This window comes from Paenibacillus sp. AR247 (assembly GCF_002968895.1).
Taxonomy (GTDB): domain Bacteria; phylum Bacillota; class Bacilli; order Paenibacillales; family Paenibacillaceae; genus Paenibacillus_AQ; species Paenibacillus_AQ favisporus.
On sequence record NZ_PCZT01000005.1, the window covers coordinates 147843 to 165665 of the forward strand.

The window sequence follows — 17823 nt, forward strand, 5'->3', positions numbered from 1 at the left end:
ACCTGTCACGGCGGGTCGCTGAGCAGCTGGAGCTATATTACAACCGGAGCTTTGCCGAGTTGGGCGTCGACTTGGCCATAGGCGAGGATCGGTCCCTCTATATTCTGGAAGTGAACCATAAGCCGGGCAAGCCGTTCATGCGAACGGAGCGTGACCTCGAACTCTATTTGAAAAGCATCCGGGTGCCGTTCCAATACGCGGCTTATCTGGCTCATACGCAAGCTGCGGTTATTCCGGCGGCACCTCCATGGTCGCGGGATACGTCCGGATGCTCCAGAGCGGAGCTCATCGAACAGATCATCCAGGACGGCATGGCATTCTACCGGACTCCATACCGGTTCGGTGCGGTGCCCTGGTCCATCGACGCGTTCGATTGCAGCTCGTTCATGCAATTTATTTTTGCCAGAAGCGGTCTGCTGCTGCCGCGTACGTCCAGACAGCAAAGCCTCCTGGGATATGATGTGGCCAGAAAGAACCTGCAGCGGGGCGATCTGCTGTTCTTTTCCGTCCACTCCCGAACGCATAAGAAAGGGCTGGAACGAATCGGCCATGTCGGCATTTATCTTGGCGGCGGCCGGTTCCTTCATTCCTGCAAAGCGGGCGGCGTCGTGGTCACCGAGCTCTCGGATCCGTATTGGAATCGGCTGTATATTAAGGGCCGCCGGGTGATTGAAGAGGATGGCTGCTCGTAGGCGGCGTCCTTTTTTCGGCATGTCCTTATCAATCGCTGAGGCGTGGGATATAATGGATTGTGCATGTCCCATATGATAAAGGAGGACTACCCGAGTGAGTGTAAAGATATCGCCTTACATTGTAATGAATGGCAATTGTGCCGAGGCCGTTGCGTTTTATGAAAAAGTGCTGCAGGCCAAAAACCTGGGATTGTCCCGCTTCAGCGATATGCCGGATCCGGATCATCCGCTGCCGGATGAAGCCAAAGATCGCGTATTGCACGCCGCACTTGAATTTGACGGCAACACGCTGCTCTTCTCCGATACGTTTCCGGGAAATCCGTATCAGCTTGGGGATCAGTTGAGCATCGCCATTACATCGAATGACAGCGGGCGTCTCCAATCGGTCTTCGCCGGATTGTCGGATGGGGGACAGGTGCTGATGGAACTGCAGAAGACGTTCTGGAGCCCGGCCTTCGGCATGGTCCGCGACAAGTTCGGTATCACGTGGCAGGTCAGCACAGAGCAATAGGAGCTTGGCAGGATCGATCCTGACTACGGATCCTGGCAGGCGCTTCTAAGACAATCTGCCAGTTGATTATCGTCCATCATAAACAAGCCATGGCACAATCGGAACGCTGCATTCTTCACTCAAAGGGCAGCGGGAAAGAGGGCCGTGGCTTTTTTGACTTGGGCTGGAACCTGACATTGCGTGGAATCTTCCTGATTTATACATTCCGGTGACAACATCCGCGAATGTGTGATATCCTTGTGAAGGATGATACAAACCTGCTTTCCTGTATGTCGTTAACGATATCCATCATGGGAAAGTTTGTGAAAAATATCATTTGTTTGGCAATACGGCGTTTTCGCCCGAAAATTATACGAACCCATTTATCATGGGTACATTATAAGGAAGGGAGCATGGTGCATGCTCAAACAGTTCATGAAAGCCTCACGCTTCGGAGTTGTGCCGGTCATGCTGATTCCGGTCGCGCTGGGAGCGTTGGGGGCTTTTGTATGGAACGGCGTTTTTAACGTCTGGCTGTTTCTGATTACGCTCGTCGGCGCGGCGGCGGCCCACCTGTTCTCCAACATGGTGAACGACCTGTGGGATTACAAGAGCGGGACCGATACGGCTGCCAAAGAGGCAGTGGATGCGATCTCCACGAACTCGGGCTTTTTGACGGGCGGCGTATGGAGCATTCGCAAGTTTGCGGCGGTCACTTGGGCGCTGTTTGGCGTTGCCGCGGCGTGCGGAATTATATTGGCCGTATTCTCAGGGCCGTGGGCTTTCATTTTCGGCGCACTCGGCGGATTGATCGCATACTTCTATGTGGCGCCGCCACTGAAGTTCGGATACCGGGGCAAAGGCTACTCGGAAGTCGCGATCCTGCTCTCGTTCGGCGTTCTTCCGGTCATGGGTGCCTATTATGTGCAAACCTCGCATTTGGATCTGCGGGCGCTGCTCCTGTCCCTGCCGATCGGCCTGTTAACTACGCTGATTCTGTTCAACCATCACTTTTTACACTGGCAGGCGGACCGCCAGGCCGGCAAACGTACGCTGGTCGTCGTGTGGGGCGAGCAAAGAGCGCTTGGCTTCTCCCGGTTTCTGCTGTTTCTGTCCGCGCTGATGCTCGTGGTCAGCGTCATTGCCGGGGCGCTTCCGGTGTACGGACTGCTGGCCCTGCCGGGCATGATTCCGCTGTACCAGGTGTACGGCAAGCTGAAGTCTCATAATAACAGCCATGCCTATATTCCGCTGATGGGAGCTTCGGTGAAATCGACCCAGCGGAGCGGGATCATTATGATTATATGTTTGCTGATACAAGGCTTGATCTGACCTTACGGCCATATTGACTTAAGCGAGAAAGGAAGTTCGATGCTACATGGTACAACAACGCGTTTTTGGGGATTTTCATACGATTCTGTCGGAGGGCGAGGTTTGGAAAATCGGCGGCTTTCCGCTGCCGGACGGTACGTTCTGGGAATACCGGGAGCCTGACGCGGTAGTCATTGTCCGCAACGGCATTCTGTACGTCCGTGCTCCGCTGAGCCGGCAAAACGACCAGATTCAAATTTTGGACAACGCGAAGCATATGTATTATTCAGTGGAAACGGTCAAAGTACCGGATCACGGAGTGGTCGACTTCGAACTGCAGATCCGTGCCCGCTCGGTCAATACCGTGCCGAACGATCTGTACGACGGTTACGTATCGCTTAACCTGCTGGATTTCACAACCGGAGCGGCGCTGGATTTCTTTGCCGGCAATGACAAATATGCCAGCGTGTACGCCGTTCTTCCTTTCCCAGGAGTAGAGGTTCCGCCATCGGACAAGACCCGGTATTTCTGCATCTTTAAAGAAGACACCAACTTTAAGCCACGTGAATTCAACACCTATAAAATTACGTATGACCGCGGAAACGACGAAGCTGTGTTCTATTTGAACGGCACGGAAATCCGCCGGGAGAAGAACATCCCGATCAAGTTCAACGAGTTTACGATCGCGCTCGGCATCATGACTGAGAAGGACATCTCGCCGGAAGGCAGCGTATCCGTTCATGGGCAGGTCGTGACGGCCGAGTATTCGCCGGTGACCGTGACGATCGACGACCGTTCGGAGAATAAGCGGGCTGCTGAAGAAGAGTAAACGTAAGAGTGAAGAGGCGAGCAACAGAGCCATTCTATACAATGGCTGCACCGGTTCGGTGTCTGGATGACGGACCGGACTCCTCTTCCAGCAAAAAAGGGCTGGGTCCCCAGGTAGAACAATCTACCGGGGCCCAGCCCTTTTTCCTTTTCATATGAATCTGTAGAGAATGAAGCGAATTATTTCTTCAGGTCTTCGATTGACTGAATGTCAACATAGGAAGGCACGACCAGGCCGGTCTTGACACCGGTCATATTAGCGCCCAGATCATCGATCTGATCCTTGAATTTGGCGAGGTAATCGGCATGGGTCAGCGGCAGCCAGGCTGCGGCCGATGCGTCCACGTCCCCGTTGGCGACGCCGGTCCACATCGGTCCTGCCTCAACCTGCAGGGCGGTTACCTTGTAGCCCAGTTTTTCCTGGAGGATATACTGCAGCAGGTTGGTGCTGGCAATTTCCGAATCCCAGGCTACGTAGCTCAGCTTCAGCGGGTTGCCGTTAACAGGCTTCAGGTCCTTGATCCATTCATTGACCCGGTCGGCGTGGCTGTCAGCCCATGCCTTGGCGGCCTCTTCCGGCTTCTTGCCTTCCTGGATCGCCGTCATGATCTCGCCCATTTCATCGGAGGACCATTCAAACCGGTCCAGGAATGCGTAAGCGGTCGGCTCATCCTGCTCCAGACCTTTGCGGGCGATCGTATGGATTTCCTCGGCTTCACCGTATACTTTCTTCGGATCATCCAGGTACTTCAAATCATATTTGGAGAACATCCAGTGCGGTGTCCATCCGGTAATGACGATCGGCTTTTTGGCCTTAATGTCTTTGGCCAGCGTCGCAGTCATCGCCGCGCCGGAGCCTTCAATCAGCTTCCAGTCGGACAGGCCGTATTCTTCGATGGCTTTGTTGGTCGCCTTCATGATCCCGGCACCGGGGTCGATGCCGATAATTTCGTAGTTGACCTGTTTGCCGAAGGAATCAGCGCTGCCTTTTCCGCTTGCCGAACCGCCGGAGCTGTTTTGTCCGCAGGCTGACAGCATCAGTGCGCCGGCCAGACCGAGGCTGGCCAGGATCGTCCATTTTTTCTGTTTTTTCATGTTATGCACCCCTTTTTTTGGATTTAAATAGGTTTTGCGTAAAGCGGTCGAGCACGATGGCGAGAATAACCACCGCAAGACCGGCTTCGAAGCCTTTCCCGATCTGGAGCTGGGTTACCGCGCGGTATACCTCGGCTCCGATGCCTTGGGCGCCGATCATTGAAGCGATGACGACCATGGACAGCGACAGCATGATGGTCTGGTTGATGCCGGCCATCAGCGTCGGCATGGCCAACGGCAGCTGCACCTTGAAGAGCTTCTGCGGTCCGGTGGACCCGAAGGCATCGGCTGCTTCGGTGAGCTCGCCGGACACCTGCTGAATGCCGAGCAGGGTCAGGCGGATCGTCGGCGGAATGGCGAAGATGACCGAAGCGATGACCCCCGGCACGACACCCAGGCTGAAGAAGGTAACTGCCGGCAGCAGATAGACGAAGGCCGGCATCGTCTGCATGAAATCGAGTATCGGCGTAATGATGCGGGACGCCCCTTTGCTGTAAGCACACCAGATGCCGATCGGAACGCCTAAGACGACCGAAATCAAGGCGGAGGTGATGACCAGACTGAGGGTGTCCATCGTCTGCGGCCAGTACCCCAGGTTATAAATCAGCAGAAACCCGATCACCGAGAACAGCGTCAGAGATATCCGCCCGACCAGGAAGGCAAGAATACCGAGTATGACGATAAACAGGAACGGATGCGGCAGCAAGAACAGCCAGGTAAATCCGTTAACGATGCCTTCGATGACGCTCGAAATGAAGTCGAACAGGACCGTCAGATGGTCCCCCATCCAGCCGACCAATGCTTCAATCCACTCATCCAGCGGTATTTTCGGCATTTGGGCTCACCTCCTTCGAACTGTTCTCCCCGGCGAGCGCCCCAAGCAGGGCACCCCGGACGATCACGCCAGCAAGACGGTCGTTGTCGTCGACGACGGCCAGCGGCACCTTGGACATGCTGGTAATTTCAAACAGCTCGTTGATCAGGACGTCCGGATGCACTCTTGGACCGTCCGTGATCAGAATGTCCGCAAGCGTTTTGCCGCTGCGCATCGCTTCCGAGGCATCCTCCGCCGTGATGACACCGAGCAGCCGCTTGCCGCGGTCGATGACGAACAGGTTGGAGATGCCGCGCTCGCGCATCAGCTCGAGCGCCACACGCGGCCCCCGGTCCGGCATGATCGTCTCCGGACGGCGCATGACATGGGCGGCGGTCAGCACCTTGGACAGGTCGACGTCCTCGACGAACCGCTCCACATAGGCGTTGGCCGGCTGCGTCAGAATTTCTTCCGGCGTGCCCACTTGCACGACGGCGCCATCCTTCATGAGCGCAATCCGGTCGCCGATCCGCAGCGCTTCGTCCAGATCGTGCGTGATGAAGATAATCGTTTTCTTCATCGTCTCCTGCAGTTCGAGCAGCTCATCCTGCATGTCGCGGCGGATCAGCGGATCAAGCGCGCTGAAGGCTTCGTCCATCAGCAGAATCTCCGGGTCGTTCGCGAGCGCCCGGGCCAGACCGACGCGCTGCTGCATGCCGCCGCTCAGCTCGTCGGGAGATTTGTTTTCCCAGCCCTTGAGGCCGACCAGCTCGAGCGACTTCATCGCTTTCTCCGTGCGCTCCGGCTTTTTGACCTTTTGAATCTCAAGCCCGTATTCCACGTTTTCCAGTACGGTCCGGTGCGGAAACAGCGCAAACTTCTGAAAGACCATACTGATCGTCTGGCGCCGTACCTTACGGAGCTGCTCCTTATTCATTTTTCTTAAATCCTGCCCGTGAACGAGGATTTCCCCCGCCGTAGGCTCAATCAGCCGGTTCAGCATCCGGACGAGGGTGGATTTGCCGCTGCCGGACAGCCCCATAATGACGAAAATTTCGCCAGCTTCAATACTGAGGTTGACCCGGTTCACCCCGACGGTCACGGATTTTTCCTTCGCCAGCTTCTCCTTGTTCCAGCCTTGTTCGAGCAGTCCGACGCTTTGCTCCGCCTGGGCTCCGAACAATTTGCTGACTTGTTTAAGCTGCAAAATAGACAACTGTGATACCCCCTTATTGCTTCTCTATCGTTGATAAGTGCGAACACGATGCTGCGTGAATAACCAACGGGTAACAGTGTAACAATTAATATATATAGTATCAAACGTTTTAACCGTACGTAAAGAACGTACAGAAAAAACTGTACGAAATTTACTGCCGAATGCTCCCATATCCGCCGTTTTCCTGACGGATCGGTTTCTTTACAATTAAAATCGGTTTACATACAATAGACGATGAAGGTTTGGTCTTCTCCATACTTTTTTCACTTACAATCACGGGCAACACAAGCGGATTCCGGACCTTGTTCAGGCTTATAGGCCGGGGATTCTGCGGAGAATGGTTGAACAAATAAGGAGGTTGCAAGCATGAGCTTGGACCAATTCGAAGATGAACGCGACGCAGCAATCCACAAGGTACGCAAGCGCGTCATTGAAACAATCGGAAGAAACATGGACTTATATGGAATCTCCCAGTCCACCGGACATTTATACGGGCTGCTTTTTTTTGCAGACAAGCCGATGACCCTGGATGAAATGGGACGGGAAATGAAAATGAGCAAGACCAGCATGAGCACGGGCGTCCGGACCCTGCTGGACTTGAAGATGGTCAATAAAGTATGGGAGAAGGGCTCCCGCAAGGACTTATATGAAGTGGAATACGACTGGTATCAGACGTTTACTGACTTTTTCGATATCAAGTGGAGAAAATCGGTAGAGAGCAATATCCAGATTCTGAGCAAGTCCATCGACGAAATGGGCCGCTTGCTGACGGAGTACGAGCATGATCCCGAGTTCACCGAGCTGCTGCGCAAGGATATCGCCAAACTGCACGAGGCGGTTGCTTATTACGGCTGGCTGGACCGGCTCATCGATACGTTTGAGAGCGGAGAGATATTCAAGCTGGTCCCGAAGGAGCCTCCAACCCCACATAGTTAAACATAAAAAGCACCGGAACCGGGCTGCGTTACAGCAGTCCGGTTTTTTTGGATTTTCATGACGCCAGGCGTGGTGATTTTTGTAGTTGACATCCGCCTGCTTTCGGTCATATGGTGTAATTTAGTAAAAGTTAGACGAAGAGCTGAGCGAGGAGAGATGAAAATGGTTACGGGTTATGCCGGATGGCAGGAAGATGAGTTAAGGCGGGAGCAAGCCCGGCTGCAAGCAGAATACGAGGCATACCGGAGTTTGAATTTGAAGCTGGATATGTCCCGGGGCAAGCCGTGCCCGGAGCAGCTGCAGCTTTCGAACGAAATGCTGGACGTTCTGCCGTCCGGGGAAGAGCTTCGGGCGGAGGATGGGACGGACTGCCGCAATTACGGAGGTCTTGACGGGCTCCCGGAGGCGAAGCGTTTTTTTGCCGAGATGCTTGGGGTTCAGTCTTCCGAAGTGATTGTTCAAGGCAACTCCAGCCTAAACTTGATGTATGATGCGCTGGCACGGGCGATGCTGTTCGGGGTGCTTGGCAGTGAGCAGCCGTGGAGCAGGCTCCCGTCCGTCAAATTCCTGTGTCCAAGCCCTGGGTATGACCGCCATTTTGCGATCTGCGAGCAGCTGAATATCGAAATGATCACCGTAGATATGACGCCGGAAGGGCCGGATATGGACGCAGTAGAGAGGCTTGTCGCCGAAGATGACTCCATCAAGGGGATTTGGTGTGTGCCGAAGTACAGCAACCCCGGCGGTATCACGTATTCCGACGAAACGGTAGAACGGCTGGCCCGGATGAAGACGAGGGCTGGCGATTTCCGCATTTTCTGGGATGACGCTTATACGGTCCATCATCTGACTTCAAGGCATGACGAGCTGAAAAATATGCTGGAGGCCTGTTCGAACGCTGGCAATCCTGACCGTGTATTCATCTTTGCATCCACTTCCAAGGTGACTTTTCCGGGGTCCGGCGTAGCGGCCATGGCGGCGAGCAGGGACAACCTCAGCCATATGAAAAAACAGCTGTCCGTGCAGACGATCGGCCCGGATAAAGTGAATCAGCTGCGGCACATCCGCTTTCTGAAGGATATGGAGCACCTGGGCCGCCACATGGAAAAGCATGCCGCGATCATCAAGCCGAAATTCGACTTGGTGCTGAACAAGCTGGAATCCGGGATTGGCTCCAAGGATATCGCTTCATGGAGCAAGCCCAGCGGCGGTTATTTTATCAGCCTGGATACGATGGACGGCTGCGCACGGGAAGTCGTGCGGCGTGCAGCCGAGGCGGGGGTGACATTAACGCCTGCCGGAGCTACTTATCCGTACGGGCGCGATCCGCGGGACCGCAATATCCGTATTGCGCCAACCTATCCATCGCTCGAAGAGCTTGCGCAGGCCATCGATATTTTGAGCGTATGCGTGCAGCTGGTATCGATCGACCGTATTTTGGCGGATCAATAGAGCAGGAACATTTTTATTGAGACAGGCAGGTCAGGAAGGATGGGTCAGAGACGGTACCGCAGGGGCGGTATCCCGGCCCAGCCTCCGGCCTGCCGTTTCTTTTTTGCCGAATGACTGGGAAATAAGCGGCCTTCCCCCCGATAACGGAATCCGGGCATGTTGTTAGACAGTGCCGTGGACAACGTCTTGTTCCACGAGGAACGTTTCATGGTCAGCGCATCAGAGAAATAACTTTTTTTGGATGATTTGCATGGATTCCCTCATTTGAACCGTCAAACTGAATAGAACGAACTTAATAGAGAAGAGATGTGATGAAATTGATCAAAACGACGGCTTTGAAGACGGGAGTCCAGACGGCATGGATGAAATGGGAGGGCTTGTTCGACCGGATCACGCGGCTGCGGAGCAAGCGGGTGCTGAGTTACGGAATTTGCAAGCTGGTGGTTCGGCCTTTTCACGGGCAAAGCATCCGCAGTGACAGCGGGCAGTGGCTTCATGCCGGCGACTGGATCGGGGAGCTTCATTTGGATAACGGGCAGGTGCTGGAGCTGTCGCGGAGCCTTGGGCCGGACAGGGCGGCGCTGAAAACCGCAAGGCTCCTGAAGCAATCGCTCAGACAGATCCATGAAGCGATGGACCAGGTTCCCGAACTGGCTGAGGTCAAAGCGCTGACCGGAATTACGCTGCTTCGACCGGGGGCTGACCCATGGGCTGGGCTTTGAGCAGCACCAGCTGAAGGCCGGGTGGTTCCGGCTGCTGACGACGATCTATTTAAGGTTTCTGCTGCGAATGCTTCATCCCGCCGGGCAAAAACGCGTGAAGCACAGCGCTCCCAAGCTGGTTCCGCAGATGCTGCTCATGACAAGGCAAGCGTTCATGGAGCGGTACCGCCGCGAGTCACCTTTATGCAACGTCGTATAACAGCGCACTAATAATATTAAATTCAGTAACACGGATTCGGTATCAGGCTTGTCATGCTAGTCTGCATAATGTGACCAAGTCCCTCATAGACATGTATCAATCAGTTCAAACCAAGTGCTAAGGGGGATGATGTCATGCGCCGGATTTCATGGATGCTCGCCATGATCTTGTGCGTTACGGTTGTGTTGGCAGGCTGTGGTGGCAAAAAGGATGCCGCTTCCGTTGTCAAAGACTTGAACAACGTGGTCGATACACTGCAAAGCAAGGATGGCTCTTACAAAGGAACGGGGAAAATGACGCTGTATACCGGGGAAAAGCCGCAGGAATACCAGGTGGAGGTATGGTACCAGAATCCAAACTACTACCGCATCAGCCTGACGAACGCCCAGAAGGACGTTACGCAAATCGTTCTCCGCAACGACGACGGGGTATTCGTGCTGACGCCAAGCCTGAACAAAAGCTTCCGGTTTAAAAGCGACTGGCCGGACAACCAGGGGCAAGTCTATTTATACCAAACGCTCGTCCGGGGCATCTTAAGCGATAACACCCGGCAGTTTGCCGCAGACAAGGACAGCTATGTGTTCGATGTTGCGGCCAACTATCACAGCCAGTCTCTCGTCCGCCAGAAAATTTGGCTCAGCAAGGACAATTACGCGCCAAAACAAGTACAAGTCTCCGACTCTGACGCCCATGTCGTCGTTGAGGTCAAATTCGACCAGTTCCAGTTCGATGCGAAATTCGACAAGGACTCTTTTGACATGAAGCGCAACATGACCGTGCAAAGCGATCCGTCGGTCGGCACGGTGGCCGAAGTCGACGAGAACGGCAATCCGGTCGCATCCCAGGACCAGCCGCAGGGCGATAACGGGGAAGCGGCGCAGGAAGTCACCAAGGAACTGGGCGACTTTGGCATGATTATCCCGGATTACCTGCCTGAAGGCGTTACGCTCAAGGACAGCAACAAGTTGGACAACAGTGACAACCATGCGCTGCTGCTTCGGTATGACGGTACATACCAGTTCACGATCATGGAATCCCGTCCGGAGGACCGTGCCGTGTCCCTGATGTCGGGTGAAGTGGTGGACCTTGGATTTACGGCAGGCCTCCTGGCTGGCGATGAGCAGCAGACGCTGACCTGGATGAATGGGGACGGCGTGGAATTCCGTATTACAAGCGCAAACCTGCCGGTGGACGAAATGATACAAATCGCAGCGTCTTTACAGGAACAATCGGGTAAATAATACGCAGACAGGCGGACCCAATGAGTGTGTTAATTCTTAGAGAAGGTGACGAATGAATGCAGCAACAATATAGAGCAACTAGAGCGGAAATCAATCTGGACCATCTGCAGGCGAACGTTACGGCGTTTCGCCGGGCTCTGCCCGAAGGCATGAAATTTCTGGCCTGCGTCAAGGCAGATGCGTACGGTCATGGGGCCGTGCAGGTGGCGCGGGAGCTTGCGAGCATCGGGGTGGACTATTTAAGCGTCGCTTTCCTGGATGAAGCGATTGAACTGCGGCATGCCGGTTTGACGCTGCCCATCCTGGTGCTTGGCTACACGCCTCCGGAAGGCATAAGAACGGCGTGGGAGAATAACATAACAGTGACGGTGTTCAGCCCGGAGGTACGGGAAGCTATCCGGCAGCTCCCGGCGGACGCCGAGTCCAGACCGCTGAAGGTCCACATTAAGATCGACAGCGGAATGGGCAGACTGGGACTTCTTCCCGGCCCGGACGCCATTTCGTTTATCGAGTCGCTCTATGCTCTTTCGCAGGCTGAGGTTGAAGGCTTGTTTACCCATTTTTCCAAAGCGGACGAAGAAGATAAAAGCTATACACTGGAGCAGTACCGGCGTTTCGAGAGCGTGGTGGCCTCGCTCGGGGAGAAAGGATTCAGCCCTCCTCTTATACATACGGGCAACAGCGCCACAGCGATTGATACCCCTCAGCTGTCCTACAATATGGTCCGCGTCGGCATCAGCCTGTACGGATTGTATCCATCGGATGAGGTGAATCATCAGACTGTCGCACTTTCCCCGGTATTGACGCTGAAGACAGAGCTTGTATATGTCAAAACCCTTCCGCCGCATTGGGGCGTCAGCTACGGCGCCAGATATGTGACGGATCAAGATGAAGTCATTGGAACGCTGCCGATCGGCTATGCCGACGGGTACTCGCGGATGCTGAGCGGTAAAGCGGAAGTTCTGATCCGCGGCCGCCGCGTTCCCGTTGTCGGAACGATCTGTATGGACCAGTGTATGGTAACACTTCAATCTTTTGCCGAAGAGGCAGAAGAAATTCATGCGGGCGAGGAGGTTGTGCTCATCGGTCAGCAGTCTGGCCAGTGTATTACGGCAGATGAGCTGGCTTCTCAGCTGGGTACCATCCACTATGAGGTCATCTGTATGATTTCCCACCGGGTACCTCGTGTTTACACGAAGCACGGGGCGCTGTACAACCGGGTCAACCCACTGCTCACCTAATGCGAAGAAATGCGGAATTTCAGCCTTTTTGCTGGAAATGAAGGAATACGGACCAAGCATCCCGAATAAAGGTAATGACGGAATGACTGTACGTAAATGCCGAGTCTAGTTTATAATGTATGCAGCATACCTGGTATATCTTCGGCATATATATTCCTTTGTATAAATTTCCTTGATTCAAGTTATACTGGGCACAAGGGTGAGAAGGTATTGTGGGGGTGGAACAGAAGGTGGCTAATATGCAGAATACCAAACGAATTATGATCAGCTTGCCAGATCATCTTTTGCAGGAAGTGGATGGCATCGTTGCAATGGAGAATTCGAACCGCAGTGAACTCATCAGGCAAGCCATGAAACTGTATTTAACGGAGCGGAAGAAACGTTATATACGGGAGTCAATGCAGCGCGGCTATATGGAAATGGCCAAGATCAATTTGACGATGGCATCGGAGGCCTTTCACGCGGAAGAAGATGCAGACAGCACTCTAGGCCGCTTAGTGAGCGGGGTGTAGACATTGATCGTAAAACGCGGCGACGTTTTTTTTGCGGATCTTTCACCCGTAGTCGGTTCGGAGCAAGGTGGAGTCAGGCCGGTGCTGATCATTCAGAACGATATCGGCAACCGTTTTAGTCCTACGGTCATCGTGGCGGCTATTACCGCCCAGATTCAAAAGGCAAAGCTGCCGACTCATGTGGAAATCGATGCGGTTTCGCATGGTTTCGACAGGGATTCGGTCATTTTGCTGGAGCAAATCCGGACCATTGATAAGCAGAGACTGACGGACAAAATTACCCACCTGGATGAAGAAACGATGAAAAAGGTGGATGATTCGCTGCAAATCAGTCTCAGCCTGATCGATTTTTAAGCGTTGAACCATAAGGTTGATGATATGGTTGTGAAGGATAAGGCGTACCCGAAAGGGGCGCCTTTTTCTTGTTATTGAACTTGTTTTTAAGTCACATAAGTCCATTGTAAGGGGTTACGCATCCGCTATAATGAATGGTATCCAACGTATGAGCGGGCAGGTGAGTACTGCATCTGCGTCTATCCGCTTGTGATATCAGGGAGGGAATTATGGCGATTCATATCGATACCAAGCAGCAATTATTTCATCTTCAGACCCGCAGTTCAAGCTACGTATTTCAGATTCTTTCGTCCGGCTATGCCGCCCATCTCTATTACGGGAAAAGGCTGCGCGACGCTGACCTGAGCTGGCTGCTCGTGACGACCGAGCGGGCTTCCTTCAGCCCGAATCCGGTGCCGGAGGATCGTACGATCTCCCTGGACACGCTGCCGCAGGAGCTTCCAGTGTACGGAACGAGCGATTTCCGTCACCCGCTGGTACAGTTCCGGCTGCCTGACGGCTCAACCGTCACCGAATTCAAGTATGTGTCGCATCGGGTAGAGCAGGGCAAGCCGCGGATGGAGGGACTTCCTTCGACATATGTGGAGAGCGAGTCCGAAGCCGAAACGCTGTTTGTGAATATGCAGGATCCCGTGTCGGGGCTGCATGTGGAGCTGCAGTACACGGTGATGGAAGCTTATGATGCGCTGACCCGCTCGTTAAAAATCGTGAACGACAGCACCGAGCCGGTGGAACTGCTGAGAGCCCTCAGCGCAAGCGTGGACTTCCCGCGCGCCGACTACGAGTGGCTGCAGCTGTCCGGCGCCTGGACCCGGGAACGCGACGTTGTTCGCCGTCCGGTCGCCTATGGCATGCAGGCGGTGGAGAGCCGCCGCGGGGCCAGCAGCCACCAGCAGAACCCGTTTGCGGCGCTGCTGTCTCCGGGGGCGGATGAAGACCACGGCGAGGTCTACGGCTTCAGCCTGGTATACAGCGGAAGCTTTATCGCCCAGGCCGAGGTGGACCAGTTCCGGACGACCCGTCTGTCGATCGGGATCAATCCGTTCGACTTCACCTGGCTGCTGGAGCCGGGAGCCGCGTTCCAGACGCCGGAGGCCGTCATGGTCTATTCCTCCGAAGGCCTGGGAGGCATGTCGCGGACGTATCACCGGCTGTACCGCGAGCGCCTGGCCCGCGGCCAGTTCCGGGACAAGGAGCGCCCGATCCTTGTCAACAACTGGGAGGCGACTTACTTCCAGTTCAATGCGGATAAAATCGTCGACATCGCCAAGGCCGGCAAAGAGCTCGGGATCGAGCTGTTCGTCCTGGACGACGGCTGGTTCGGCCATCGCGACAGCGACAATTCCTCGCTTGGCGATTGGGTAGTGGACAAGAACAAGCTGCCGGGAGGACTGGAAGACCTGGTGAACCGCGTGACGGGCATGGGAATGCAGTTCGGCCTGTGGTTCGAGCCGGAGATGGTTTCCCCGGACAGCGACCTGTACCGCAAGCACCCGGACTGGTGCTTGCACGTACCGGACCGGCGCCGCACGGAAGGCCGCCAGCAGCTGATCCTCGACTTCTCGCGGCAGGATGTGCGCGAGGAGATTGTACGGATGCTGACGGAGGTGCTGAGCAGCGCGCCGATTACGTACGTGAAGTGGGATATGAACCGCAATATGACGGAGATCGGTTCGGCGCTGCTGCCGCCGGAGCGTCAGCGGGAGACGGCGCACCGCTACATGCTCGGCCTCTACGAAGTGATGGAACGGATCACGTCGGCGTTCCCGCACATCCTGTTCGAGAGCTGCTCCGGCGGAGGCGGACGCTTCGATCCCGGCCTGCTCTATTACATGCCGCAGACGTGGACGAGCGATAACACCGATGCGGTGTCCCGCCTGCGCATCCAGTACGGCACGAGCATCGTTTACCCGGTGAGCGCCATGGGCTCGCATATTTCCGCCGTTCCGAACCACCAGGTGGGACGGTCTACGCCGCTCGACATGCGCGGCTATGTCGCCATGTCAGGCAACTTCGGCTACGAGCTTGACTTGACGAAGTTCACCGAAGAAGAGAAGGAAGTCGTCAAGCAGCAGGTAGCGCTGTATAAGGAAATCCGCGGGCTCGTCCAGACCGGCGAGATGTACCGGCTCCTCAGCCCGTTTGAAGGCAATGAGACCGCCTGGATGTTCGTGGCGGAAGACGGCAGCGAGGCCGCGGTCTTCTATTTCCGGGTGCTGGCCGAATCCAACGCGCCGCTGAACCGCCTCAAGCTGAAGGGGCTCGATCCGGCCGCAGATTATGCGCTGGTGGGCACAAGCGAGGTGTACACTGGCGACGCCCTGATGTATGCAGGCATCGCGGTAGGCGCTGAGCGCGGGGATTACCACAGCGAGTTTTTCCGCTTCCGGCGCGTATAAGCCCCGGTCCTTTCCAGAATTAACCGGCCTCCGGCCTGCGTTAAGGTCTATACAGATGGAAGCCGCAGCAGTATGATGAACCTTGCCCTGTTTATGGGGTAAGGTTCTTTTTGCTTTTTCAGGGGAAATCTACCGTGGCATGGAAGCTTTCTCCTGCCAAACATGACCGCTGGAAAAATGGTTCAAAGTTTGTGATAATAAGATATGAAAACTTTGTAGATTTGCCTAAAGTTTTGGTTTGATCTCACAGTTTTCCATAGAGGCTGTCCGCACGTTAAGCGGACTGGCCGCCAGGCAAGCTGACGCTGATACCTATAACGCCGCAGGAAGCCGCTCCGCTGATATGAAATTTTCGGTACACGCGGTTTGCGGGAGCAGACGTTTATAAACCAGACCAAGCCGATTTTTCGACTCGGACAAGTCTGTGACCAATCACATGATGACGAATGAATGTTTTGATGACGACGATGATGAGAGAACGTTTGAATACATGGAAACACAAGTACGAATGGGAAAGAGGGATTTCTTTTGACGGAAAAGGAAATGGTTATCGAACAGAACGGTGAAGTACTGAAGGCACAGGAAAAGGAACGGATCGTGCAGCAGATTGCCAAGGAGCTGCAGCTGTCCCTGAAGCAGATTCGGACGACGGTGGGACTGCTGGATGAGGGCAACACGATTCCGTTTATCGCCCGTTACCGTAAGGAAATGACCGGGGAATTGGACGAGAACCAGCTGCGCGGAATCGAAGAGCGCGTGACTTATCTGCGGAATCTGGAAGAGCGCAAGCGCGAGGTCATCCGGATTATCGACGAGCAGGGGAAATTGACCGGGGAGCTCAAGACGGCGATCGAGAAGGCGGCCAAGCTCCAGGAAGTGGAGGACTTGTACCGTCCGTACCGGCAGAAGCGTAAAACCCGTGCCAGCGTCGCCAAAGAGAAGGGACTTGAGCCGCTCTCTGAGTGGATCATGGCTCAGCCGAAGCAGGGGGATGTTCATAAGGAAGCCGCTAAATACGTCGATGCCGAGAAGGGCGTGGAAACGGCGGACGATGCGATTTCCGGCGCGATGGACATTCTGGCGGAGAACCTGGCCGACGATGCGACCATCCGGGCCTGGGTGCGGCGTTATACGATGGACCATGGGATGCTGACCTCGGAAGCGAAGGATCCCGAGCAGGAGTCCGTGTACGAGAACTATTACAACTACCGGGAGCTGGCGAAAAAGATGCCGCCTCACCGCATTTTGGCCATTAACCGCGGAGAACGCGAAAATATTCTTAAAGTCGGCCTCGACGTACAGCCTGAGTCGATCCACAATTTTATGGCACGTCAGGTCATCAAGGGCAGCTCGGCGGTGCAGCCGATTCTCACGGCCGTTATTGAAGATGCTTACAAACGGCTGATCGCCCCTTCCATCGAACGCGAAATCCGCGCTGAGCTGACCGAGAAGGGGGAGAATCAGGCGATTTCGATCTTCTCAGGCAACCTGCGCAGCCTGCTGCTGCAGCCGCCGGTCAAGGGCCGCTGCGTTCTCGGGGTAGATCCAGCCTACCGGACAGGCTGCAAGCTCGCCGTCGTGGACGATACCGGCAAGCTGCTGGAGGTGGCAGTGACGTACCCAACGCCGCCGAACAACAAAAAGAAAGAAGCCGCCGCGAAGTTCAACGAGCTGATTAAGAAGTACGGCATCCAGCTGATCGTGATCGGCAACGGTACGGCTTCGCGCGAGACGGAACAGTTCGTGGCAGAAGTGATCAGCGACATCGGCGTGCCGGACCTGGCTTACCTGATCGTCAACGAGGCTGGAGCAAGCGTGTATTCGGCGTCCAAGCTGGCCCAGGAAGAATTCCCGGATCTTGACGTTGCGGAGCGCAGCGCAGTGTCCATCGCCCGCCGCGTGCAGGACCCGCTGGCTGAGCTTGTAAAGATCGAGCCGAAGGCGATCGGTGTCGGCCAATACCAGCATGACGTCTCCCAGAAGCATTTGGACGAGAGTCTGAAGACCGTTGTCGAATCGGCCGTCAACCATGTCGGTGTCGACGTGAATACCGCTTCACCGTCCCTGCTCTCCTATGTGTCCGGAGTCAACGCGACGACCGCCAAAAACATCGTGAAATACCGCGATTCCAACGGTAAGTTTTTGAGCCGTAAAGAACTGCAGAACGTGCCGCGGCTGGGAGCCAAAACCTACGAGCAGTGCATCGGATTTATGCGCATCTCCGAGGGGGGATAACCCCCTCGACCGCACGCCGATCCACCCGGAATCGTACAAGGTGGTGGACCGTCTGTTCCGCGAGCTTGGTGTCGGCATGGAGAAGC

At 55.1% G+C, this 17823-nt stretch carries 16 protein-coding genes and 1 pseudogene; 14 read left to right on the forward strand and 3 right to left on the reverse strand.

From position 1 onward, the window contains the following. The 4 genes from CPT76_RS04790 to CPT76_RS04805 form a co-directional block, all read left to right on the forward strand. A partial coding sequence (locus CPT76_RS04790; protein WP_105442098.1) for a C40 family peptidase occupies positions 1-692 on the forward strand: 692 nt, incomplete at its 5' end. Positions 693-786: 94 nt separating this feature from the next. Continuing rightward, positions 787-1203, forward strand: coding sequence for a VOC family protein (locus tag CPT76_RS04795; RefSeq protein ID WP_105442099.1), 417 nt, complete (start codon positions 787-789; stop codon positions 1201-1203). Positions 1204-1602: 399 nt separating this feature from the next. Further along, positions 1603-2514 carry a prenyltransferase gene (locus tag CPT76_RS04800; RefSeq protein ID WP_105442100.1) on the forward strand — a complete coding sequence of 304 codons (912 nt, stop codon included), beginning with the start codon at positions 1603-1605 and terminating at the stop codon, positions 2512-2514. A gap of 46 nt (positions 2515-2560) precedes the next feature. Then, positions 2561-3322 carry a DUF6081 family protein gene (locus CPT76_RS04805; protein WP_105442101.1) on the forward strand — a complete coding sequence of 254 codons (762 nt, stop codon included), beginning with the start codon at positions 2561-2563 and terminating at the stop codon, positions 3320-3322. Positions 3323-3501: 179 nt separating this feature from the next. Here the strand turns inward: CPT76_RS04805 and CPT76_RS04810 are convergent, their stop codons facing one another. The 3 genes from CPT76_RS04810 to CPT76_RS04820 are packed head-to-tail and all read right to left on the reverse strand — an operon-like array spanning position 3502 to position 6446. Then, positions 3502-4416, reverse strand: coding sequence for a glycine betaine ABC transporter substrate-binding protein (locus CPT76_RS04810; RefSeq protein WP_105442102.1), 915 nt, complete (start codon positions 4414-4416; stop codon positions 3502-3504). Between the two features lies 1 nt (position 4417). Beyond that, positions 4418-5251, reverse strand: a complete 834-nt coding sequence (locus CPT76_RS04815) for an ABC transporter permease (RefSeq protein WP_105442103.1) — start codon at positions 5249-5251, stop codon at positions 4418-4420. Next, positions 5229-6446: a quaternary amine ABC transporter ATP-binding protein gene (locus tag CPT76_RS04820; protein WP_076174856.1), complete on the reverse strand. Its 1218-nt coding sequence runs from the start codon at positions 6444-6446 to the stop codon at positions 5229-5231. The genes CPT76_RS04815 and CPT76_RS04820 overlap by 23 nt, the downstream gene beginning before the upstream one ends. 366 nt (positions 6447-6812) lie before the next feature. Between CPT76_RS04820 and CPT76_RS04825 the strand changes: the two genes are divergently transcribed. From CPT76_RS04825 to CPT76_RS04865, 10 genes and pseudogenes are all read left to right on the forward strand, one after another. Beyond that, positions 6813-7382 (forward strand): GbsR/MarR family transcriptional regulator, encoded by a 570-nt coding sequence (locus CPT76_RS04825; RefSeq protein ID WP_105442104.1) that lies wholly within the window; start codon positions 6813-6815, stop codon positions 7380-7382. A gap of 156 nt (positions 7383-7538) precedes the next feature. Beyond that, positions 7539-8834, forward strand: a complete 1296-nt coding sequence (locus tag CPT76_RS04830) for an aspartate aminotransferase type Ic (protein WP_374954604.1) — start codon at positions 7539-7541, stop codon at positions 8832-8834. Positions 8835-9145: 311 nt separating this feature from the next. Further along, entirely contained in the window at positions 9146-9556 is a 411-nt protein-coding gene (locus CPT76_RS41215; protein ID WP_308737514.1) for a YkoP family protein, read from the forward strand. 10 nt (positions 9557-9566) lie between these two features. Further along, positions 9567-9755 carry a YkoP family protein gene (locus CPT76_RS41885; RefSeq protein WP_374954608.1) on the forward strand — a complete coding sequence of 63 codons (189 nt, stop codon included), beginning with the start codon at positions 9567-9569 and terminating at the stop codon, positions 9753-9755. 134 nt (positions 9756-9889) lie between these two features. After that, positions 9890-10996, forward strand: coding sequence for an outer membrane lipoprotein-sorting protein (locus tag CPT76_RS04840; RefSeq protein ID WP_105442106.1), 1107 nt, complete (start codon positions 9890-9892; stop codon positions 10994-10996). A 56-nt stretch (positions 10997-11052) separates the two neighbouring features. Further along, positions 11053-12237, forward strand: a complete 1185-nt coding sequence (gene alr, locus CPT76_RS04845; protein WP_105442107.1) for an alanine racemase — start codon at positions 11053-11055, stop codon at positions 12235-12237. A gap of 230 nt (positions 12238-12467) precedes the next feature. Next, on the forward strand, positions 12468-12749 hold the full coding sequence (locus CPT76_RS04850) for a CopG family ribbon-helix-helix protein (RefSeq protein WP_036648438.1): 282 nt from the start codon (positions 12468-12470) through the stop codon (positions 12747-12749). A gap of 3 nt (positions 12750-12752) precedes the next feature. Further along, the gene (locus tag CPT76_RS04855) at positions 12753-13103 is read left to right on the forward strand and encodes a type II toxin-antitoxin system PemK/MazF family toxin (protein WP_076174838.1); all 351 of its coding nucleotides are present in this window, start codon (positions 12753-12755) and stop codon (positions 13101-13103) included. A gap of 209 nt (positions 13104-13312) precedes the next feature. Next, positions 13313-15502, forward strand: a complete 2190-nt coding sequence (locus tag CPT76_RS04860; RefSeq protein ID WP_105442108.1) for an alpha-galactosidase — start codon at positions 13313-13315, stop codon at positions 15500-15502. 543 nt (positions 15503-16045) lie between these two features. Then, positions 16046-17823, forward strand: a pseudogene (locus CPT76_RS04865) (Tex family protein); the annotation flags it as partial.